Here is a 22,354-nt window from a genome sequence, read left to right on the forward strand (position 1 = left end):
GCTTTTAAAGGGCGAAAGGCAGCGGCGTATTGACCGTCTGCCGCTGCGCCAGACGCAATTGAAACTCCATCGGATCGTGAATCAGCACATCCTGCCCAGCGAACGATTCCGCCGCGATCAAGCGCGACAACCAAAACCGCACACACGCCACCCGCAACAGGGTCGGCCACAGCTCGGCTTCGACAGCGGTGAACGGGCGCAACGCGGCATAAGCACCCAACAACGCCCGCGCTCGCGGCCCGTCGATCAAGCCTTGCTCATCGGAACACCAGTCGTTCAAGGCAATCGCCACGTCGTACAGCATCGGCCCGGAACAGGCGTTGTAGAAGTCGATCAGACCGGTCAGGTGCGTGCCTTCGAACATCGCATTGTCGCGGAACAGGTCGGCGTGGATATTGGCGCGAGGCAGCGCCAGGATTTTCTCCTTCTGCCGGGTGATTTCTTCCAGTGCCTTTTGCAGCAGCTCTTTCTGCTCTGGATTCAGGTGCGACAGAAACTGCGCGCCCTCTTCCAGCATCCAGTCCAGGCCACGATCAGTCTTGCGCTTGATCATGTTTTCGGCCTGGGTCGCCAGGTGCAGATGACCGAGCAGCTCACCCACCTGCGCACAATGCTGCGCGTTGGCTTGCTTGATGTGTTTGCCGGCCAGGCGCGGTTGCAACAGCGCAGGCTTGCCGGCCAGTTCACGCAGCGCGACGCCGTCGGTGGTGCGGATGGCGTAAGGCACCGGCAGATCGGCTTCGTGCAGCACGTCGAGCAATTCGATAAAAAACGGCATCTCCTGGACCGGGCCGCGCTCGACCAGGGTCAGGACAAATTCGCCCTGCTCCAGGCTGATAAAGAAATTGGTGTTTTCGCTACCGGCGGCAATCCCCTGGAAATCAAGCAGGCGGCCGAGGCCATAAGGGGCGAGAAAAGCTTCCAGCTCGGGCCGAGCCAGGGGGGTGAACACAGACATGTTTAAGCTGCCAGTACGGGCGCCGCTGTTGAGCCAGCGCCGATTGAAATTAAGAAACTACTTCCACTCAAAGATCTTCCACGACGGAATCAGCATATCGGGCTGATCCGAGCGGATAAAGTTTGCATCCGTTCCGTCGGCGCGCACCAGAAAGTACGGCTTTCCGCCCTTCGGCGTTACCTGAATGGCATACAGGAAGCCATTCTGGCGGTATTCCTTGATGGTGTTGTCGCCTTCCGTGCGAATGGTCACGTCCGGTTCCGGCGTTGGTGCATCGTCCGCCGCCATGACGGCCAATGGTGCGATTGCAAACAAGCCAGCCAGCAACAGGCGATTTAGTGTGCGCATGATAACCTTGTCCCTTTGTCGTCAACGGTCCCGCTATTCTAGCGCCGGACCCGCCGAAAAGGTTGATCCTGCTCATGAGCCAAGCCCCCCTCGTCCTGGTGGACGGTTCGTCTTACCTATACCGCGCCTTTCACGCGCTGCCACCGCTGACCACGTCCAAAGGCCTGCCGACCGGTGCGGTCAAGGGCGTGTTGAACATGCTCAAGAGCCTGCGCAAGCAGTACCCGAACAGCCCGTTCGCCGTGGTGTTCGATGCCAAGGGCGGGACATTTCGCGATGAAATGTTCGCCGAATACAAAGCCAACCGTCCGAGCATGCCCGATGACATGCGCGTGCAAATCGAGCCGCTGCACCAGAGCGTGATCGCCCTGGGCTTCCCGTTGCTGTGCGTCGAAGGCGTCGAAGCCGACGACGTGATCGGCACCCTGGCCCGCAGCAGTGCCGCCGCTGACCGCCCGGTGATCATCTCCACCGGCGACAAGGACATGGCGCAACTGGTCGACGGCCACATTACCTTGGTCAATACCATGACCGGTAGCAGCATGGACGTGGAGGGCGTGAAGGAGAAATTCGGCGTCGCTCCCGAGCAGATCATCGATTATCTGGCGCTCATGGGCGATTCGTCCGACAACATTCCGGGCGTTCCGGGCATCGGACCGAAGACTGCTTCTGGCTTGCTGGTCGGCGTGAACGGTGGCCTGACCGAGCTCTACGCGCAGCTCGACATCGTCCCGACCCTGCCGATTCGCGGCGCCAAGACCCTGCCGGCCAAGCTCGAAGAACACAAGGAGATGGCATTCCTCTCCTATCGACTGGCAACAATCAAGGTCGACGTGCCGCTGGACATCGGCCTCGATGACCTGCAAATGGGCGCGGAAGATCCGGCCAAACTCTACGAGTTGTACACCCTGCTGGAATTCAAGAGCTGGTTGAACGACCTTGATCGCGACGCCAAACGCCTTGAGCTGAGCGCTGCCGCTGAGCCCGCACCAGCCACCGATCTGTTCAGCGCCTCCGAGGTCGAAGCGCCGGCCGCCGCCGCTGAGGCCGCGTATGAAACCATCCTCGATCAGGCGCGTTTCGACGTCTGGCTGGAAAAACTGAACAACGCCAAGCTGTTCGCCTTCGATACCGAAACCACCGGCATCGACGCGCAACAGGCGCAACTGGTCGGCCTGTCGTTCGCGGTGCAGGCCAACGAAGCGGCCTACATCCCGCTGACCCATTCCTACATCGGTGTGCCCGAGCAACTGGATCGCGACACCGTATTACGCGCGCTAAAGCCGATTCTGGAAGACCCGAACAAACTCAAGGTCGGCCAGCACGCCAAGTTCGACATGAACATCCTGGCCAATTGCGCCATCGGCGGCGATCAAGCGAACGGCATCACCGTGCGCGGCATTGCCTTCGACACGATGCTTGAGTCTTACGTGCTCAATTCCACGGCAACTCGCCACGACATGGACAGCCTGGCTCAAAAGTACCTGGATCACACTACGGTGAGTTTCCAGGACATCGCCGGCAAAGGCGCGAAGCAACTGACCTTCGACCAGATCGCCCTGGAACAGGCAGGCCCGTATGCCGCCGAAGACGCCGACATCACCTTGCGTCTGCACCAGGCGCTGTTCGAAAAACTCACGGCCATCCCGAGTCTGGCCAGTGTGCTGACCGACATCGAGATCCCGCTGGTGCCAGTGCTGGCACGAATTGAACGCCAGGGTGCATACGTCGACGCCGCGCTGCTTGGCGTCCAGAGCATCGAGCTGGGCGAGAAGATGGTTGCGCTGGAGCGCGAAGCTTTCGAGATCGCCGGTGAAGAGTTCAACCTCGGTTCGCCCAAGCAACTGGGCGTGATCCTCTACGAGAAACTCGGTCTGCCGGTACTGAAGAAAACCGCCAAGGGCCAACCGTCCACCGCCGAAGAAGTGCTGGCCAAACTGGCCGAGGACGACTATCGGTTACCCAAGGTGCTGATGGAATACCGTTCCATGAGCAAGCTGAAAAGCACCTACACCGACCGCTTGCCGGAGCAGATCAACCCTCGCACCGGTCGGATTCACACTTCGTATCACCAGGCCGTAGCGTCCACTGGGCGTCTGTCTTCCAGTGATCCGAACCTGCAGAACATCCCGGTGCGCACCGCCGAAGGACGCCGCATCCGCCAGGCCTTCGTTGCCCCGACCGGTTACAAATTGCTGGCGGCGGACTATTCGCAGATCGAGTTGCGGATCATGGCGCACTTGTCCAAGGATGAAGGGTTAATGAACGCCTTCCGCCACAATCTGGACGTGCATACCGCCACCGCCGCCGAAGTGTTCAAGGTCGAACTGACGGACGTGACTTCCGACCAGCGACGCGGCGCCAAGGCGATCAACTTCGGCCTGATATACGGCATGGGTGCGCAGAAACTCGGTAAGGACATCGGTGTCGATACCAAGACAGCGAAGGCTTATATCGACACTTATTTCGCCCGTTACCCCGGCGTTCGCGAGTACATGGACCGCACCCGCGCGCAGGCGGCGGAGCAAGGTTTTGTCGAGACGTTCTTCGGGCGCCGGTTGTATCTGCCGGAGATCAACTCCAATAAACCGCAAGAACGCGCCGCCGCCGAACGCACGGCGATCAACGCGCCGATGCAAGGCACCGCGGCCGACATCATCAAGAAAGCCATGGTTGCCGTGGACAACTGGCTGACGTCGTCCGGTCTCGATGCCAAAGTCATCCTGCAGGTGCACGATGAACTGGTGCTTGAAGTGCGTGAAGATTTGGTCGACCAGGTCAGCAACGAGATTCGCGCGTACATGAGCGGCGCGGCGAAGCTGGATGTTCCGCTGTTGGTGGAGGTAGGCGTAGGAAATAACTGGGATGAGGCTCACTGAGCCGTCTGAAAAGGCGATTTCTGCTGCGGCATAGTGCCGCGGCAGAAGGGTGAACGGCGCTTAGTCCGGATCGTGCTTGGGGTTATTCCAAAGGCATTTGAAAAAATTCTGAACTAATCTGGAGAAACACCACTCAGAGTTACTGAATGGCTGGTGAAGCCCTTCGATGCTCCTATGTTGTGTTAAGTGTTGGCAGATATCTGGACCCCGCCCTAGCGGTCTAGAACTTGAACCCCGGAACTTCCCCCTCCCCATAAGAAGTCCGGGGTTTTTTTTGCCCGGAGAAAACTGCCTGAGCGCGCCACAGGCAGTTTTCGATCCTTACTGAGCCTCCGCCTCGGAACCCTTGTCCGCCAGCTCCATCCAGCCTGCCAGCACCGTGTAGGCGTCTTCCAGGCCCATGCGTTTTGGCGCCGAGAACAGCTGGATGGTCACCAGATCGCCCCAGCCCTTACGAATTTCCGACTGCACCTTGAGCAACGTGTTCTTCGCCGCGCCGTAGGTCAGCTTGTCTGCTTTGGTCAGCAGAATGTGCATCGGCATGCCGGCGGCCACAGCCCAATCGAGCATCAGCAGGTCGAAATCGGTCATTGGATGACGGATGTCCATCATCAGAATCAGACCTTTCAAACTCTCGCGGCCACCCAGATACGCTTCCAGGTGACGCTGCCAGTGTTGCTTGAGCGGGATCGGCACTTTTGCATAACCGTAACCCGGCAGGTCGACCAGACGGCGTTCATCGTCTAGCTTGAAGAAGTTCAATAGCTGTGTGCGACCCGGAGTTTTCGAGGTGCGCGCCAGGCTGGCGTGAGTCAGGGTGTTAAGCGCACTGGACTTGCCCGCGTTGGAACGCCCGGCGAAGGCGACTTCAAAACCCTCGTCGTCCGGACATTGGTCGACTTTGGCGGCGCTGAGCATGAAGGTGGACTGTTGGCACAGACCGAGGATGGGATTCTTGAGTTGCATGGGATTTCCGATGTGGGGGGCGCCGGGAATGGGCGCGGCAAGCGGTGTCGCTTCCGTTTCAGTGACGCCAGTATATAATGCCGCAGATTTTGTGTGCGCTTTGTCCCAGCGTAGGATGAAGTTCACGAGAGCGACAGACCTTGATTGCGCATTAGAACGCAGCACGCTCTCAACCCTGAAAAGGTCGTTTTATGACGAAATGGCTGCTAGCTGCCGGTGTCTTGATGCCGCTTTACAGCGCTCAGGCTACACAGGATCCGGAAGCTGTGTACAACCGTGTTTGTGGTGCCTGTCATTCCGGCCAACTACCCATGGCGCCCAAGAGAGGCGATCAGGAAGCTTGGACGCCGAGGTTGGCGAAAGGTATGGAGACGCTGGTGCAACACGTGACCCAGGGTTTCAAGGCGATGCCGCCGCGTGGTTTGTGCATGGACTGCAGTGCCGAGGATTACCAAGCCATCATCCAGTGGATGAGCGAGTAAACCCGGTCCATAACTCTTTAACCCTTAGCCGTAGTTGGATTAGCTGATGAAGAAATTGATCGTGAGTCTGCTGTTGACCGTGGGAATCTCCGGCATTGCCCATGCTGCAGGTGAGCCAGTAAAACCGGGTGACGCCGCCGCAGGCCAGGCCAAAGCCGCCGTCTGTGGCGCCTGCCACGGCCCGGATGGCAATAGCATGGCGCCAAACTTTCCAAAACTCGCGGGTCAAGGTGAACGCTACCTGACCAAGCAACTGCACGACATCAAGTCGGGCAAGCGCACCGTTCTGGAAATGACCGGCCTGCTGACCAACCTGAGCGATCAGGATCTGGCGGACATCGCCGCCTACTTCGCCAGCCAGAAAGGCAGCGTCGGCGCCGCCGACCCGAAAATCGTCGCTCGCGGTGAAGCCCTGTTCCGTGGCGGCAACCTGGCCGAGGGCCTGCCATCCTGCACCGGTTGCCACTCGCCTAATGGCGCAGGCAACGCAGCCGCCGGCTTCCCGCACCTCGGTGGCCAACACGCTCAATACATCGCCAAGCAACTGACCGACTTCCGCAAGGAAGAAGGTGGCCGCAACAACGACGGCGATACAAAACCAATGCAGAGTATTGCCAAAAAGCTGAGCGATGAAGACATCGCCGCAGTGTCCAGCTACATTCAAGGCCTGCACTAAGACCGGCGAATCGGGCGTTGCGCAAGGCATTCATCTCTTGCAACGTTAACGCTCGATTAATCCGTCGCAGCAAGTATAAAAAGGGTGGCTTTGGCCGCCCTTTTTTGTGGCCGCTGCCGTTACACTACAGAACTCAAGCCCGCCATGACCTGTCTGAAAACAGGTCGCGCGAGGCGATAAATTTGTCCAGGAGTGAAGCATGCGTAATCTGATCATCAGCGCCGTTTTTGCCGCTGCCAGCCTGTTCGGCATGACTGCCCAGGCCGCCGAAGCCCCAGCCGCCCCTTACGTCGAACTGAGCAACCCGGTTCCGGTTGCCGTACCTGGCAAGATCGAAGTGGTGGAGCTGTTCTGGTACGGCTGCCCGCATTGCTACGCTTTTGAACCGGTGATCAATCCTTGGGTCGAGAAGTTGCCTTCCGACGTGAACTTCGTCCGCATCCCAGCCATGTTCGGCGGCCCGTGGAACGCTCACGGCCAGATGTTCCTGACCCTTGAAGCCATGGGCGTCGAGCACAAGGTTCACGCTGCGGTATTCGAAGCGATCCAGAAAGAACACAAGAAGCTGACCGACAAGAATGACATGGCGGATTTCCTGGCCACCCAGGGCGTCGACAAGGACAAGTTCCTGGCTACTTTTGACTCTTTCGCCATCAAGGGCCAGATCAACAAGGCCACCGAACTGGCCAAGAAATATGAAATCACCGGCGTGCCAACCCTTATCGTCAACGGTAAATATCGCTTCGATGTGGGCTCTGCCGGTGGCGCCGAACAAGCCCTGCAACTGGCCGACAAACTGATCGACAAAGAGCGAGCGGCTAACAAGGCTGCCGCCAACTAAGGGCAACCACCGCCATGCGCCGCTGGGGTACTGAACGCATCGTTGGCCTGCATGATCCGCGGGTCAACGAGCATCACCTGGAATCCACGGGCCTGCCCGCAGACAGCCGTTTGCGCTTGCTCAGTTTCAACATCCAGGTCGGCATCAGTACCGAGCGCTATCGGCATTACCTGACCCGGGGCTGGCAGCATCTGCTGCCGCATACCGGGCGCGCCGACAATCTGCAAAAGATCGGCAATCTGCTCGGCGACTTCGATCTGGTCGCCTTGCAGGAAGCTGATGGCGGCAGCCTGCGTTCAGGCTACGTCAATCAAGTCGAACATCTGGCCCAACTCGGCGCCTTCCCCTACTGGTATCAACAACTCAATCGCAATCTCGGTCGTCTCGGCCAGCACAGCAATGGCGTGCTCAGCCGCCTGCGCCCGTGGGCGATCGAGGACCATCCGCTGCCGGGGCCGAAGGGCCGCGGGGCAATTCTGGTGCGCTTCGGCGAAGGTCCGGATGCGCTGGTGGTAGTCATGATGCACCTGGCGCTGGGCGCGCGCGCCCGCAGTTTGCAACTAGCTTACATCCGCGAGCTCATCGGCGGATACAAACATCAGGTGCTGATGGGCGACATGAACACCCACGCCAGCGACCTGCTGCAAAACTCTCCATTGCGTGATCTCGGCTTGCTCGCCCCGCAACTGGAAGCGACGTTCCCCAGCTGGCGCCCGCAGCGTTGCCTGGACCATATTCTGCTGAGCCCGACCCTGACGCTGGAAAAGGTCGAGGTGCTGGCCCAACCCATTTCCGATCACCTGCCGGTCGCGGTAGAGATTCGTCTGCCGGGTTCGCTCACGGCCGATGCATTGCCCGCGTTGAGTCCTGCCCTTCGCGGAACCCCTGAATGAGCGACGAAGCACAGCGCTGGAAAGAGAAATACCTCAAAAGCATCGAACAACAGGAAAAGCTTGAACGTCGTTGGGACGCACGCCTCGACTTGCTGCGTCGCGGACTGGTGCGCAGCACCCTGGCAGCGGAAGGCACCGATCGCGCCGTTGACCAATGCATGAAGGAAATGCGTGAGGTCGTGCGTACCGACGACATGGACGCCGGCCTCGCCGCCCTGCTCCCGCGCCTGGAAAAAGCCGTGCTCGACTCCGAGCAACGTCGGGAAACCCGGGTCAACCAGACCAGTGCCGCATTGAACGCACTGGTTACTCAGTTGCAAACTTTGCCGCTGCCTCGGGAAGTCAGCCGCCCCCTGAAGAACTTCGCCAAACAACTGGAAAGCCGCGTCAGTCAGGCTCGCGAGATTCCCTTGCTGCTCAGCGAACTGAGCGGCTTGCAAGGCAAAGCCTTGAACCAGTTGGAGACGCCGACTGAGCCCGGTCGACCGGGTTTGTTGCAGCGATTGTTCGGTCACCGTGAGAGCGATGAGGCCGTTGCACAGTTGACCCCTGTGGTAGAGCAAGCCTCTTTCACAGCACAAGCCGAAGCCGTTTCGACGCCGACCGCCACGCCATTGCCAGCTATCACCGAACCCGAACCGGCCATCGAAAAGGCGCCCGTTAAAGCTCCCGACCCGGCCATCGTGGCTGCCGAGCCACCAGCCATCGAAGCAACCGCCGAGACACCTGAGCCACCGGCCGTTACCGCGTTTGTTCCACCAGTTCTGGAACCGCAGCAAGATCCTGCCCCGCACACCGAGACTCAAACGGATCAATCTGACGAACCGACAAAATCCGCCGAAATACCCGCGCCTCAGGTCGAGCAGGCAATCAATCCTGACGAACTGACGCCAGCTGAACTTCCCGAAACAGTGCCTCCGCCGTCAGATTTGCCCGCTGTTGATTCAGAGCAATCCGAGCACGACATCCTGTATGCGCTGCCGGATTCTCCCGAACCGTCGTACAGCTCAGTGGCCAAGCACATCGAAGACACGTTGCTGGGCCTGCTCGACGATCTGACGCTGCCCGAGCGCCATCGCCCACAAGCCGAGTCGATGCGCGACCGTTTGAAAAACGGCTTGAACTGGTACGAACTGCTACCAATCCTCGACGATCTGGCAACTTTGATGCTGGCCATCTCCGACAGCGGCCAGCATGAATTCGAAGCCTACTTGCAGCAGCTCAACGAGCGTCTCGAATCGTTCCAGAGCAACCTGCAGGCCGCCAGCGCCGGGCATGCCGACAGTCGCTCCGCCGCTGAGGCCATGGACACGCAAATCCGCGAACAGGTCGACGGCCTGCAAACCAGCATGCATGAAGCGGCTGACCTGGACGATCTCAAGCACGTCCTGGAAAACCACCTCGAAGGCCTGCTCGGCACCATGGACCAACACCGCAAGCAGCGCGACGAGCGTGAGCACGAGGTAGCTGCCCGCCTGCAAAGCCTGGCCGAACGGGTGGCCCACATGGAGCAGGAGGCCCTGGGTTTTCGCGAGCACCTGGAAGAGCAGCGGCAGAAAGCCTTGATCGACCCGCTGACCGGTCTGCCCAACCGCGCCGCCTGGAGCGAACGGCTGGAACACGAAATCAGCCAATGGCAGCAACACGGCAACACGCTGATGCTGGCCATGCTTGACCTCGATCACTTCAAACGCATCAACGACAACTACGGTCATCTGGCCGGTGACAAGGTGCTGAAAATCATTGCCAGCGTGCTGCGCAAACGCCTGCGCGGGACGGATTTCATTGCCCGGTTTGGCGGCGAAGAGTTTGTCCTGTTGCTGCCATCCACCGTGCCCGCAGCCGGAATGAAACTGCTGGAACACCTGCGAGCGTCGATTGAGGCCTGCCCGTTTCACTTCAAGGGTGAACGGGTGACGATCACCATTTCCATGGGCTTGACTGCGTTCAAAACCGGCGAACATAGCGATCTGGTGCTGAAACGAGCCGATCAGGCGTTATATCGCGCGAAGAATGCCGGCCGAAACCGGGTCGAACTGGGCTGAGGGCCAATTGTTCCATTTTATTTAAAACCTCGCGATTGCCCTCCGCACGCAAGGCAGTACGTTACACTGTTGCATTACTGTCTTGCGTGTATTGCTCCCACCATGAAATTTCTTGCTCTCATCGTGTCGCTGATGCTCCTGGCCGGTTGTGCCAGTGGCCCGCGCTACGACACCAGTCACCCTTCCGCCAATCACGACAGCCGTATCCAGTTCGTGGTGGTGCATTACACCTCAGCCTCGCTGGAGCGTTCGTTGCAGCTGCTGACCCATGGTGAAGTCAGCAGCCATTACCTGGTTGGCGACGACAAAAACGCGACCATCTACAAACTGATGGATGAAAACCTGCGGTCCTGGCACGCCGGGGAAAGCCAATGGCAGGGCCGAACCTGGCTGAATTCCAGTTCCATCGGCATCGAAATCGTCAACCCAGGCTTCAAGGACACCCCGACCGGCCGGCTCTGGTATCCCTACAGCGAAGCGCAGATCCAGTCATTGATCGTCCTGCTCAAGGACATCAGCAAGCGTTACAACATCAGCCCGCGCAACATCATTGGCCATAGCGATATCGCGCCGCTGCGCAAGCTTGACCCGGGCCCGCTGTTCCCGTGGAAACGCCTGGCGGCGAAAGGCATCGGCATCTGGCCGAGCGAGCAATCGGTGGCCCATCAGCAAGCACAGTTCGATGCGCAACTGCCAAGCATCAGCTGGTATCAGGCACAACTTGCACGCGTCGGTTATGAGACGCCGCAGACGGGCGAGCTGGATGTCGCCACACGCCATGTGATCGCAGCTTTCCAGATGCATTTCCGTCCGTCCCGCTTCGACGGTACGCCGGACGCGCAAACGGCGGCGTTGCTCCAGGTATTGATTCAGACAAAATAATGACGACCGCCCGACGGTCCGCGCGTTTTCTCCATCAGCAGCTATAACTCATTGGTAATTCTTCGGATATTTCCATAATGCCTGCTACTCGAGAGTCATTCCGTAGTTGGTTCTATCGCCCATGGTTTCTGGCGATGCTGGCTGCTGTTCTAAGCGCGGCTTTGCTGCTGTCCGGCAGCCTGTTCATTGCCTTGCACCAGGTTCAGCAGAACGAAAGCCAAGAGATGAACGCCCAGGGCGAGCGTTTTCTCGCCCGCCTGGAGCAGTTGTTCGGGCAGTTGCGCGAAAGCCTCGACGACCTGGAAGCCCAGCCGCTGCGCACTTGCGATGACGAAATGATCGCGACGTTGCAAGCGGTCAGTTTCAATTACCGCTTCGTTTACGAAGCGGCCTACATGGACGCCTCGCGGATCTGCTCCAATCGTCCGCGTCAGGAAGGCTTGTCGTTGATACGCCCCCCGGACATCAAGGGCCCCACCTACAGCTACTGGCTGAACACCACTACCGAACCCGATGAAAACCGCGCCGCGCTGATGCTCGGGCGCGGCAATTTCCGTGTAGCGACGTCGCGTGGGCACTTGACCGATATGGTCGATCTGTCGCCAGGAAGCAGCCTTCTAGTCGTACTCGACCACGGTACGCGGGCGATTCCGGTATTGGGTGTGTCGCAGTCATGGCCACCGAACGAACAATGGCCGCCGAAAAGCCGTGATGCGCTGCAAGTCACGCAGACGCGTTTGATTTACCGCATGCCCACCGACAATCCGGAATACCAATTGGTGTTGATCAGCCCGCGCGGCGGCACCCATATTCCATTGATGTGGTGGTGGTTGTTGCCGGCGTGCCTGGGGCTGGCCTTGTGCGTGGGTTTTCTGGTGTTCCTGCTGGTGCGCCAGCGCCAGTCCCTGGACGCCGAACTGACCGGCGCCATACGCCGTGGCGAGTTGCAGGTGCTGTATCAGCCGATTTTCGACCTCGACAGCCGCAACTGCGTCGGCGCCGAAGCCTTGCTGCGCTGGCGAAGGCCGGACGGCACCCTGACCAGTCCCGACCTGTTCATTCCGATGGCGGAGAACACCGGGCAGATCCGCCAGATGACCGATTTCGTCCTGCAACGCTTGTTGGAGCAACTCGGGCAGTTACTGCGCGCCAACCCGCAGCTGTACATCTCGGTCAATCTGGCGGCATGCGATGTGATGGTGCCGCGCATCGGCCAGGTCATGGCGCGGCTGCTGACCTTGCACCGGGTCGCCGCCAAACAAATTGCCTTTGAGGTCACCGAACGCGGGCTGATCGATGTGGTGGTGGCGCGGGAAAACCTGCAAGCCTTGCGCGATGTCGGGCATCAAGTGCTGATCGACGACTTTGGCACCGGCTATTGCAGCCTCGCCTACCTGCAAACCCTGCCGGTGGATTGCCTGAAAATCGACAAGGCCTTCATCGATGCGCTGGGCCATGACGCAGCCAGCAGCGGCGTGGCCCCGCACATCATCCACATGGCGCAGTCGCTGCATCTGAAGGTGATTGCCGAAGGCATCGAGCATGAAGCCCAGGCAGCGTTCCTGAGCAGTGAAGGTGTGAAGTTTGGCCAGGGCTGGCTGTTCGCCCATGCGTTGAGTGCGGTGCAGTTCATTGAACTGATTACCCGCGGCCGCCGGTTGGCCAACCGACGCCTGGACGACGAAGCATAAGGCGCTACACCGTCAACGCCATGTAGAACTGCGTGCCCTGCCCCGGCCGCGAATAGACGCCCATCCGCCCGCCATGCAACTGCACAATTTCCTTGCACAACGCCAGCCCGAGCCCGGCCCCGCCTTTTTTGCGTCCGACCTGCACAAAGGGTTCGAAGATCCGTCCTTGCTGGCCGTAGGCGATGCCTTCACCGTTATCTTCGACACTGATGATGACCCGCTCGCCATGGCGCCGGGCCTGCAAGCGTACAAGACCACCCGCGGATGTGTGGCGCAGGGCGTTGTCGATCAGGTTGTCGAGCACCCGGTCCAATTGCGGCTGATCAGCCTGCAAGCGCGGCAACGGCCCCTGCACTTCTACCAATAACTCAATGCCCTTTTCTTCAGCACCGCTGGTAAAGCGTAACTGCGCCTGCTCCAGCAGATCCTCGATGGAACACGGTGCCAGGCTGAGTTTCTGCAAACCGTTCTGGTAACGCGAGAAATTCAGCAAGTCGTTGATCAACTGCATCAGGCGCTGCATTTCTTCGTTCACCGTATCCAGCAAATCGGCTTCACGGGAGTCCTGGGGGAAATGCGCGCGCTCACGGAACAGACCGAACGCCATGTGCATGCCGGTGACCGGCGTACGCAATTCATGGGAGGCGCGCAGCACAAACTCGCTGCGCACCCGTTCGAAGGCGCGCTGCTCGGTAACGTCATGCAGCACCATTACCGCGCCGAGAATATGGCCCTGGGTATGACTGACCGGCGTCAGGCTGTAGGTTAGCAAGCGCGTCTCGCCGTCGACCTCGATATTCAGGTCCTCCGGTGCCCGCTCCAGCATGCCGCCGCGCAGCACCAGTTGCAGCTGTTCATCGAGTTCCGGACGCTGTAGAGCGGTGCCAAGCCCTTGGCCGAGTCGATCCTCGTCCCAGCCTAATTGGCGCTGCGCCACCGGGTTGAGGTGTTCCAGATGCCCCTGGCGATCGATCATCAGCAAGCCGTCGTCGATGCTGTCGAGCACTGCCTGCAAGCGCTGCTGCCCCGCCAGCAGCTCATCGATATTGGTGGCCTGATGCTCACGCAGCGCCTCGGCCATGATCCCGAAACGCCGGGTCAGCTGGTTCAGCTCCACGGCCGAGGAAACCGGCAGGGTGACGTCGAAATTGCCCTGGCCAATGTTGTCTGCCGCCTGTGCCAAGGCCTCGATGGGCTCGCCGAAACGCCGGGCGATGGCGTGGGCGGTGACGAAACCGATGATCAAAACCGCCAACCCGACCAGACCGAGCAATCCGGCGATCAATAAAGCACGTTCACGGGCATGGCGCTCAGTGGCACCGATGTTATCCAGTGCACGCTTGTGCTCATTGATCAAACCATTGCGCAGCGCGTTGAATTTCTCAGTGAGTTCGTCGTTGCCGCTCAGCACGTGGGCCGGATCGGGTGACACTTCGTAGGCCTGAATGAAACTCAGGTAATCCGCCTTGGCTTTTTTGAAACCGTACTCGCTGCCGTCGATTGCAGGTTCCTGGGCGATGCCCTCCTCCAGCAACTCGAAGTAACGCTGTTTTGAGGCATCGAAGGCTTGGGAATCCGGCTGCTGGCTGAGCATGATGATCAACTGATCACCCAAGGTCTGACGCAGCTTGAGCCCCAGGTCCAGGGTGACGAAGTTGTTGCGCACCAACGCTTCCTGGCTCCCGGCCATTTGCATCACGCTGACCAGCCCGAGTAGCAATCCGAGCAGCGCTACGGTGATCAGCGCGGAAATGCTCAGGAACAGCCGGGTCCGCAACTTCATCGCCAGTTTCATCGGTGGCGGCTCACAAGTTGTACTGTTTGCGTTTGCGATACAGCGTCGACGCGTCGATACCCAGGGTCTTGGCGGCTTGATCCAGTGTGCCGGCGGTGGCGAGGACCGCGCCGATGTGGGCCTTTTCCAACTCATCGAGGCTCAAGGCGGCGCCGATGCGTGGCGCATTGTTGACCGGTGCTTCAGCCATGCCCAAGTGGCTGATCTCAACCCGCTCCTGCGGGCAAATGATGCTCGCTCGCTCCACCACGTTACGCAATTCGCGAATGTTCCCCGGCCAGCGATAACCCAGCAGAGCTTCCCGAGCCTCGTCGCTGAAGCCTCGGGCCGGGCGTGCGTACTCTTTGACGAATCGCGCCAGGAAGCGGTCGGCGAGATTGAGAATGTCTTCCCTGCGCTCGCGCAGCGGTGGCAAATGCAAAGTGATGACGTTCAGGCGATAGAGCAAGTCTTCGCGGAAACGACCGTCGCGGACCATGTCTTCCAGGTTCTGGTTGGTGGCCGCGAGAATGCGCACATCGGCGCGGCGGGTGACTGGGTCGCCAACGCGCTCGTATTCCTTGTCCTGAATGAAGCGCAGCAATTTCGGCTGCAAAACTAACGGAAAATCGCCGATTTCGTCGAGAAACAATGTTCCTCCATCGGCCTGATTGACCCGCCCCAAAGTACTTTCGCTGGCGCCCGTGAATGCGCCACGACTGTGACCGAACAGCTCGCTTTCCATGAGTTCAGCGGTCAGCGACGGGCAGTTGATGGTGATGCAGGATTTCTTCGACCGCTTGCTCCAGCCGTGAATCGCCTGGGACAACTCGCCTTTACCGGTGCCGGATTCGCCGAGAATCAAAATATTGGCATCAGTCGTCGCGACCTGGCGGGCGGTTTCAAGGACCACTTTCATGGCCGGGCTGTGGGAATCCAGGCCATCCTTGGGTTTACGCACCTCGCCTTCGAGGGCTTCGAGACGCGCCGACAATTGCCGCACTTCCAATTGTTTGGCCGTGGCCAAGCGTAATTGATCGGGACTGCACGGTTTGACCAGGTAATCGGCGGCACCGGCCTGAATGGCATCGACAGCGGTATCCACGGCCGAGTGCGCGGTGACGATCACCACGCGCATCCACGGTGCCTGGATGCGCATCTGGGCCAGCACGTCGAGGCCATTGTCTTCACCCAGGCGCAAATCGAGGAAGCACAAGTCGAAGACCTGACGTTGCAGCAGCGCGTCAGCTTGTGCGGCGCTGTTGGCCGTCGCCACGCTGTAGCCCTCGTCTTCCAGGCAATAGCGGAAGGTACGCAGGATGGCGGACTCATCATCCACCAGAAGAATACGGCCTTGATGCTCAGTGGCTGATTCCATTTTCCTACGCTCCTTAATGAATAGTCTTGGTTTAGTCCCGGAAAAATCGGGCAAGTTGCATGGTTCATTCTGATCCATTCCCGTCACACCAGGGTAGTTATCTCCCAGCCCGGCGGTTTTCGCCTGATTTTGTAGGCCTTTTATAGGTAATAGCTTTTTCAGACGATGAATCACGTCCATTTCTGACAGCCGCGCCCTCCTCTCAATTCAAAAAGATTGCGATCTCTGCCAACTCGATCGTGCATATCGCACGACCGCGTCAGGGGGCATCGTGCAGGATGCGCACGAACGGCTTTTTCTCTCCGATTTAACTTATTGATTTATATGAATTTTTTAAGACAAAAAAATTGGCATGCGGGCTGCAATAAACTGAATAACGCAGGGCACCAACAAAACGCCCTCAACCCGATTACCCCCGCGTGGGAGGAGCTTCAGGATGAATCGCCAACGTGCCACCCAATTGCATCTCTCGCCACTGCTTCTCCAGCAAGGTTTGTTTGCAGTACTGGCGCTGTCGATCACGCTGATCGGCGGCCAACAGTTTCTGCGCTGGGAGCAGAGCCAGCAGCAAGAAGGGCCAAGCGTTTCGTTTCAACACCCGACCCAAACCCACTTCAGCGCCGCCACCAGCGGTATGGCCGACAGCACTGCGATGCGGATGATGGACGTCGACCAGCATCAGGCGATGGATGAGTCGCCGCGGCAGGAACGCTGGGTGTTCTAAGTTCACACACTTGGCGCGCTCCCTGCGCCGGGAAACGCAAGACCTCTAAATAGAAGCGTAAGGAGAATCACCATGTTGAGCTGGGCAATCACATTCTTGATCATTGCCATTGTCGCCGCCGTACTGGGCTTCGGTGGTATCGCGGGCACCGCCACGGGTATCGCCAAGATTCTCTTTGTCGTGTTCCTGGTGATGTTCATTGCTTCCTTCTTCTTTGGCCGTCGCGGTCGAGGCTGAATATGAGTTTTCCGTTAAAGACACTGGCAGCCGCCCTGCTACTGGGCGGTAGTGCCATGGCAATTGCCGCCAATGACGGCCAGGCACGGGTCAACGAACTCTTGAACGCAGACCCGCAGTACCGTGAAACCTGGCAAGGCGTGGTGAAGAAAGAAGAACGCCTGCCGGAATGGGTGATGAACCTGTCCGGCGATGCCGAACAAATGAATGCCGTTGAAGAGGACGGCGACAAGTATCTGGTGGGACCACTGTGCGAATCACAGGCGACTTGTCTTGACCGACGCTTGATCGTCGCCGTCAGTTTCGACAAGAAAGACGCTTACGCAATGCTGGTCGAAGTGCCTTCCGGGCTCCCGGCCGACAAGTCGCCGACGCGACATGCCACCTACCGTTTCCTCGGCAAACCGGACCAGGGTATGCAGGAGATGTTGATGGAGCAGCTCAAGAAGGATCCGAACTGGTACTGATTTCAGAATACGAAAGAAGCACCGTGCTTCTTTCCTCTGCGCCCACCCGAGGAGGGTTGGCGCATGACCAAGGGGTCGGGATGTTCTGCCTGTTGCAGGGGCGGAGTGACCTACGGGTACAGGGAGTGCCTGCGCAAGGGCCGGGTCAGGAAAAGCTGCGACGCAAGTTCGCCGGTCAAGCATGGCTCGACGAACTTGCGAAGAGCTTGCATATAAGGCTTTAACGAGAGCATTCCCTTCTGTTTTTTCGGCTTCTTGCCAAATCCCCTGTTCCATCACTGGAAAATATTTTTCCCGGTACCTCGCCAGCGACCGTATATCAAAAAAATGAGCCTTCTTTTGTCGCGATGCCTTCGCGCGCGCTGTGAAATTTTCTCCAAAATCCTTCTTTATTCGACTGATCAAAAAACAATCAATCTGCCCTGCAATGGCCGGTACACGGCACTTATGCCTGCCGAAATGTCGTATTCGAACCGATTGCGACGTCGCTTACAGGTAAAAAACCTCATGCCGATTCGGCATAGGGTAGGCGTTTACGGCATTAGACGTCGCTTCCTTGCATCGGAATAGTTGCGCCTTTTTTCGCCTGCCAGAGAGCCATTAACAAGCGCTCCGGGGCTCCTTATACGGGGGCAGACGCACTGACTTTTTCGCCACAAGCGATCCGGTTCAAGCATCTGCCCGAGTCAAACTGAAGTAAGGGTAAAGATATGAAGAAGGCAAAGCTTAGCCTCGCCTGGCAGATCCTCATCGGTCTGGTATTGGGGATTGCAATCGGTGCGCTGCTCAACCATTTCAGTGCCGAAAAAGCCTGGTGGATCAGCAACGTCCTGCAACCAGCGGGCGATATCTTTATCCGTCTGATCAAGATGATTGTGATCCCGATCGTGATTTCTTCGCTGATCGTCGGTATTGCCGGCGTCGGTGATGCGAAGAAGCTCGGCAGCATCGGCCTCAAAACCATCCTCTACTTTGAAGTCGTCACCACTATCGCCATCGTCGTCGGCCTGCTGCTGGCCAACCTGTTCCATCCGGGTGCCGGCATCGACATGAGCACGCTGGGTACTGTGGACATCTCCAAGTATCAGGCAACGGCGGCCGAGGTTCAGCATGAACACGCGTTCATCGAGACCATTCTCAACCTGATCCCGTCCAACATCTTCGCGGCCATGGCTCGCGGTGAAATGCTGCCGATCATCTTCTTCTCGGTGTTGTTCGGTCTCGGTCTGTCGAGCCTCAAGCCTGAACTGCGTGATCCGCTGGTCACCATGTTCCAGGGCGTGTCGGAAAGCATGTTCAAGGTCACTCACATGATCATGAACTACGCCCCTATCGGCGTTTTCGCACTGATCGCGGTCACCGTGGCCAACTTCGGCTTCGCCTCGCTGCTGCCGCTGGCCAAACTGGTGATCCTGGTTTACGTCGCCATTGCCTTCTTCGCCTTCGTGGTGCTGGGCCTGATCGCTCGCCTGTTCGGCTTCTCGGTGATCAAGCTGATGCGCATCTTCAAGGATGAGCTGGTGCTGGCCTACTCCACCGCCTCTTCTGAAACCGTGCTGCCGCGCGTGATCGAGAAGATGGAAGCCTACGGTGCGCCGAAAGCCATTTGCAGCTTCGTGGTACCGACCGGCTACTCGTTCAACCTCGACGGTTCGACCCTGTACCAGAGCATCGCGGCCATCTTCATTGCCCAGCTGTACGGCATCGATCTGTCGATCAGCCAGCAACTGCTGCTGGTGCTGACCCTGATGGTCACCTCCAAAGGCATCGCCGGCGTACCGGGCGTGTCCTTCGTGGTGCTGTTGGCCACCCTGGGCAGCGTCGGTATTCCGCTGGAAGGCCTGGCCTTCATCGCCGGTGTCGACCGCATCATGGACATGGCACGTACCGCACTGAACGTGATCGGCAACGCCTTGGCCGTGCTGGTTATCTCTCGCTGGGAAGGCATGTACGACGACGCCAAGGGCCAGCGCTACTGGAACTCCCTGCCGCACTGGCGCAGCAAAGAGAAGCTGCCGGTTGGTGAAGTTTCCAGCAACTAACGCAATTCCCTGTAGGAGCATGGCTTGCCCGCGATGAACGATAACGCGGAGCAACGGATACACCGAGGCGCCCCAATCGCGGGCAAGCCTTGCTCCTACAGGAGCGGTTGCGCGTCCAGACAAACCCCGGAGAAATCCGGGGTTTGTCGTTTCTGGTCACCCCGCTATCATTCGCGCATCTTTTGGGGGATTTGACTGATGCTTAATGGCCTGTGGCTTGGCTTCTTCATCGTGGCCGCGATATCGGCGCTGGCGCAGTGGCTGATCGGCGGCAACGCCGGGATCTTCGCAGCGATGGTGGAAAGCATCTTCGCCATGGCCAAGCTGTCGGTCGAAGTGATGGTGTTGCTGTTCGGCACCCTTACCCTCTGGCTGGGCTTTCTGCGCATCGCCGAAAAAGCCGGAATCGTCGAGTGGCTGGCCAAAGCCCTCGGCCCGCTGTTTCTGCGCTTGATGCCGGAAGTCCCGCCCGGCCACCCCGCCATCGGCCTGATCACCCTGAACTTCGCCGCCAACGGCCTGGGCCTGGACAACGCCGCGACGCCGATCGGCCTGAAGGCCATGAAAGCCCTGCAGGAACTCAACCCCAGCGCCACCATCGCCAGTAACGCGCAGATTCTGTTCCTGGTGCTCAACGCCTCCTCCCTGACCCTGCTGCCGGTGACGATTTTCATGTATCGCGCCCAGCAAGGCGCGCCCGACCCGACGCTGGTGTTCCTGCCGATCCTGCTGGCCACCAGTTGCTCGACCATCGTCGGCTTCCTGTCGGTGGCCTTCATGCAACGCCTGCGTGTCTGGGACCCGGTGGTGCTGGCATACCTGATTCCCGGCGCGCTCATGCTCGGTGGCTTCATGGCGCTGCTGGGGACAATGTCCGCGGCGGCGCTGGCCGGTTTGTCGTCGATCCTCGGCAACCTGACGCTATTCGGCTTGATCATGCTGTTTCTGATCATCGGCGCAATGCGCAAGGTGAAGGTCTACGAGGCGTTCGTCGAAGGCGCCAAAGAAGGCTTCGATGTGGCGAAGAATCTGCTGCCGTATCTGGTGGCGATGCTCTGTGCGGTGGGTGTGTTGCGGGCGTCCGGCGCGCTGGATTTCGGTCTGGACGGCATCCGTCATCTGGTGGAGTGGGCCGGTTGGGATACGCGATTCGTCGATGCGCTGCCGACCGCCATGGTCAAGCCGTTCTCCGGCAGCGCCGCGCGGGCGATGCTGATTGAAACCATGAAGACCTCAGGGGTCGACAGCTTCCCGGCACTGGTGGCGGCGACGGTGCAGGGCAGCACCGAAACCACGTTCTATGTGCTGGCGGTGTACTTCGGCGCGGTGGGCATCCAGCGGGCGCGGCATGCGGTGGGGTGTGCGTTGCTGGCGGAGCTGGCCGGGGTGCTCGGCGCGATCGGGGTTTGCTACTGGTTCTTCGGATAAAGCAAAAGATCGCAGCCTTCGGCAGCTCCTACAGGTGTACACCTGCCAATGCAGGAGCTGCCGAAGGCTGCGATCTTGGCGATTTCAAGGTTTGACCGGCGCGAATTTTTGCCCTTGCTCAACCGCCCAATTCACCACCTGCGCCGTCAGCTGATCACTGGCCTGGCCAAACCCGGCCACCACCGACGGCACTTTCAGATCGCTCAACGGCTGGCGCACTTCGAAGCGACGGCTGGCGAGGATTCGCTGGTCGTAACCGCGTACCAGCAACGCATCCAGACGCACTATCACGCTGGCGCTGGTGCCTTGGTATTCAGTCTGGAACGCCTGCAACTGGCCGCCCAGCTCCAAGTCTGCGTGGAAAAGACTGTCATCGGTGCTCAGCAACGTCACTCGACCATCACGCTGGAAACCATCAAGCAGACGATTGCGCAGCAGCACCGGCGCCGGATCGCTCCAGCGCGAACCCTTGTAGCTGCTGATCACGTCGCCTTGGGGAATGACCGCAATGTCCGGCCTGTTCAACGCTTCGCTGGCCAAGGGTTTGTTCAGGCGCAACGACCATTGCTGCGCCGCGCCATGACTGCTCGGCGTATTGCTCTGGGCCGAAGGCAAACGATAGACATCGAACGGCTCGGGCTTGGGCAGGATCGAGCAAGAACTGATCAGCATGAAGCCGGCGAGGAGGGCGATACGGGTCAGCTTCATGGGGTGAATTCCTTGTGCTTGTCACTGCCCAACAGGTAACCGCTGGGGTTGGCCTCCAGGCGTTGAGCGATAGCGCGCAGCGAGGTCAGGGTTTCACGCAGCTCGCGCACCGCCGGGGCCAGGCCGTTCAGGCCCTGCATGCCATTGTTGATCGAGTCCTGATTGGCGCTCAGCAATTTGTTGATCGTCGCGCTGCTTTGTTCCAGCGACTTCATCGCGTGCTCAGCGCTGCCGAACATCTGCTTGCCCTGATCGTTGAGCAAGCCGTTGGCATTGCGCATCAGCGCAGAGGTCTGCTCCATCATCGTGCCAGCCTGCTTGCTCAGCGATGCCAGTTGCTGCATGGCCTGACGAATATCGCCGCGCTGCTCGGCAATGACCCCGGTGGTTTGTTCCAGATGATCAAGGGTCTTGCTGATGCGCTCGATGTTCTCCGTGGAAAACATCAGGTTGGCGTTGTGCATCAGCGTGGTCACGCCGGCCATCAGGTCGTTGCTGTCGTTGAGCAAACGGGCGATAGGCGAGGGCGACGCCACGATGGTCGGCAGGTTGCCATCCTTGCCCTTGAGCGTCGGGCTCTGTGGTGTGCCGCCGCTGAGCTGGATGATCGACGTCCCGGTGACACCGGTCAGCGCCAGCTTGGCCTGGGTGTCTTCCTTGACCGGCGTGTCGCCACCCAGACGGATTCGCGCCAGTACCCGGCGCGGGTCTTTGGGGTCCAGGCGCAACGAGATCACATCGCCGACCTTGATCCCGCTGTACTGCACCGAACTGCCGTTGGACAGGCCACTGACGGCCTCGTTAAAGACGATCTGGTAATCCTTGAACTCCCGGTCGACGCTGGACTTGGCCAGAAACAAACCAAAGAGCAGGGCGCCCGCCACCACAATCACGGTGAACAGGCCGATCAATACATGATGGGCTCGGGTTTCCAT

At 59.3% G+C, this 22,354-nt stretch carries 20 protein-coding genes; 13 read left to right on the top strand and 7 right to left on the bottom strand.

Annotated elements, in window-relative coordinates; genetic code table 11:
* Window positions 1–4: 4 nt before the first annotated feature.
* Both ACM110_RS17355 and ACM110_RS17360 read right to left on the bottom strand, forming a co-directional pair.
* Window positions 5–958, bottom strand: coding sequence for a homoserine kinase (locus tag ACM110_RS17355; protein ID WP_416128734.1), 954 nt, complete (start codon window positions 956–958; stop codon window positions 5–7).
* 57 nt (window positions 959–1,015) lie between these two features.
* On the bottom strand, window positions 1,016–1,306 hold the full coding sequence (locus ACM110_RS17360; protein WP_416128735.1) for a DUF2782 domain-containing protein: 291 nt from the start codon (window positions 1,304–1,306) through the stop codon (window positions 1,016–1,018).
* Window positions 1,307–1,380: 74 nt separating this feature from the next.
* On the opposite strand from ACM110_RS17360, the gene polA reads away from it, so the two are divergent.
* Window positions 1,381–4,185: a DNA polymerase I gene (gene polA, locus ACM110_RS17365; protein ID WP_416128736.1), complete on the top strand. Its 2,805-nt coding sequence runs from the start codon at window positions 1,381–1,383 to the stop codon at window positions 4,183–4,185.
* A gap of 321 nt (window positions 4,186–4,506) precedes the next feature.
* On the opposite strand, the gene yihA is transcribed toward polA, so the two are convergent.
* A complete protein-coding gene (gene yihA / locus ACM110_RS17370) occupies window positions 4,507–5,151 on the bottom strand; it encodes a ribosome biogenesis GTP-binding protein YihA/YsxC (RefSeq protein ID WP_150733984.1) in 645 nt (214 codons plus the stop codon).
* 191 nt (window positions 5,152–5,342) lie between these two features.
* Between yihA and ACM110_RS17375 the strand changes: the two genes are divergently transcribed.
* The 7 genes from ACM110_RS17375 to ACM110_RS17405 all read left to right on the top strand — a co-directional run bounded on the left by ACM110_RS17375 (window position 5,343) and on the right by ACM110_RS17405 (window position 12,661).
* The gene (locus ACM110_RS17375; RefSeq protein ID WP_338584009.1) at window positions 5,343–5,633 is read left to right on the top strand and encodes a c-type cytochrome; all 291 of its coding nucleotides are present in this window, start codon (window positions 5,343–5,345) and stop codon (window positions 5,631–5,633) included.
* A gap of 46 nt (window positions 5,634–5,679) precedes the next feature.
* Complete coding sequence (locus tag ACM110_RS17380) at window positions 5,680–6,309, top strand: c-type cytochrome (protein ID WP_416128737.1); 630 nt, start codon at window positions 5,680–5,682, stop codon at window positions 6,307–6,309.
* 199 nt (window positions 6,310–6,508) lie between these two features.
* Window positions 6,509–7,150, top strand: a complete 642-nt coding sequence (locus tag ACM110_RS17385; RefSeq protein WP_416128738.1) for a thiol:disulfide interchange protein DsbA/DsbL — start codon at window positions 6,509–6,511, stop codon at window positions 7,148–7,150.
* A gap of 14 nt (window positions 7,151–7,164) precedes the next feature.
* A complete protein-coding gene (locus ACM110_RS17390; RefSeq protein WP_416128739.1) occupies window positions 7,165–8,043 on the top strand; it encodes an endonuclease/exonuclease/phosphatase family protein in 879 nt (292 codons plus the stop codon).
* Window positions 8,040–10,088, top strand: coding sequence for a diguanylate cyclase (locus ACM110_RS17395; RefSeq protein WP_416128740.1), 2,049 nt, complete (start codon window positions 8,040–8,042; stop codon window positions 10,086–10,088). The genes ACM110_RS17390 and ACM110_RS17395 overlap by 4 nt, the downstream gene beginning before the upstream one ends.
* 102 nt (window positions 10,089–10,190) lie before the next feature.
* On the top strand, window positions 10,191–10,970 hold the full coding sequence (locus ACM110_RS17400) for an N-acetylmuramoyl-L-alanine amidase (protein WP_416128741.1): 780 nt from the start codon (window positions 10,191–10,193) through the stop codon (window positions 10,968–10,970).
* A gap of 77 nt (window positions 10,971–11,047) precedes the next feature.
* Entirely contained in the window at window positions 11,048–12,661 is a 1,614-nt protein-coding gene (locus ACM110_RS17405; protein WP_416128742.1) for an EAL domain-containing protein, read from the top strand.
* A 4-nt stretch (window positions 12,662–12,665) separates the two neighbouring features.
* Here the strand turns inward: ACM110_RS17405 and ACM110_RS17410 are convergent, their stop codons facing one another.
* Together ACM110_RS17410 and algB are read right to left on the bottom strand one after the other, a co-directional pair.
* Entirely contained in the window at window positions 12,666–14,456 is a 1,791-nt protein-coding gene (locus tag ACM110_RS17410; protein ID WP_416128743.1) for a KinB sensor domain-containing domain, read from the bottom strand.
* 10 nt (window positions 14,457–14,466) lie between these two features.
* Window positions 14,467–15,813, bottom strand: coding sequence for a sigma-54-dependent response regulator transcription factor AlgB (gene algB, locus ACM110_RS17415; protein ID WP_338584001.1), 1,347 nt, complete (start codon window positions 15,811–15,813; stop codon window positions 14,467–14,469).
* A gap of 436 nt (window positions 15,814–16,249) precedes the next feature.
* Between algB and ACM110_RS17420 the strand changes: the two genes are divergently transcribed.
* The 5 genes from ACM110_RS17420 to ACM110_RS17440 all read left to right on the top strand — a co-directional run bounded on the left by ACM110_RS17420 (window position 16,250) and on the right by ACM110_RS17440 (window position 20,711).
* Entirely contained in the window at window positions 16,250–16,537 is a 288-nt protein-coding gene (locus ACM110_RS17420) for a hypothetical protein (RefSeq protein WP_416128744.1), read from the top strand.
* A 72-nt stretch (window positions 16,538–16,609) separates the two neighbouring features.
* The gene (locus tag ACM110_RS17425) at window positions 16,610–16,774 is read left to right on the top strand and encodes a DUF1328 domain-containing protein (RefSeq protein WP_003170804.1); all 165 of its coding nucleotides are present in this window, start codon (window positions 16,610–16,612) and stop codon (window positions 16,772–16,774) included.
* A 2-nt stretch (window positions 16,775–16,776) separates the two neighbouring features.
* Window positions 16,777–17,241 carry an inhibitor of vertebrate lysozyme family protein gene (locus ACM110_RS17430; RefSeq protein WP_416128745.1) on the top strand — a complete coding sequence of 155 codons (465 nt, stop codon included), beginning with the start codon at window positions 16,777–16,779 and terminating at the stop codon, window positions 17,239–17,241.
* A 710-nt stretch (window positions 17,242–17,951) separates the two neighbouring features.
* Window positions 17,952–19,283 (top strand): glutamate/aspartate:proton symporter GltP, encoded by a 1,332-nt coding sequence (gene gltP, locus ACM110_RS17435; protein WP_150702318.1) that lies wholly within the window; start codon window positions 17,952–17,954, stop codon window positions 19,281–19,283.
* A gap of 198 nt (window positions 19,284–19,481) precedes the next feature.
* The gene (locus tag ACM110_RS17440) at window positions 19,482–20,711 is read left to right on the top strand and encodes a nucleoside recognition domain-containing protein (RefSeq protein WP_416128746.1); all 1,230 of its coding nucleotides are present in this window, start codon (window positions 19,482–19,484) and stop codon (window positions 20,709–20,711) included.
* 84 nt (window positions 20,712–20,795) lie between these two features.
* On the opposite strand, the gene ACM110_RS17445 is transcribed toward ACM110_RS17440, so the two are convergent.
* Together ACM110_RS17445 and ACM110_RS17450 are read right to left on the bottom strand one after the other, a co-directional pair.
* Window positions 20,796–21,419 carry an ABC-type transport auxiliary lipoprotein family protein gene (locus tag ACM110_RS17445; protein WP_416128747.1) on the bottom strand — a complete coding sequence of 208 codons (624 nt, stop codon included), beginning with the start codon at window positions 21,417–21,419 and terminating at the stop codon, window positions 20,796–20,798.
* Window positions 21,416–22,354: an MlaD family protein gene (locus ACM110_RS17450; RefSeq protein WP_416128748.1), complete on the bottom strand. Its 939-nt coding sequence runs from the start codon at window positions 22,352–22,354 to the stop codon at window positions 21,416–21,418. Before ACM110_RS17450 ends, ACM110_RS17445 begins: the two co-directional genes overlap by 4 nt.

The organism is Pseudomonas sp. NFX98 (assembly GCF_047784845.1).
Taxonomy (GTDB): domain Bacteria; phylum Pseudomonadota; class Gammaproteobacteria; order Pseudomonadales; family Pseudomonadaceae; genus Aquipseudomonas.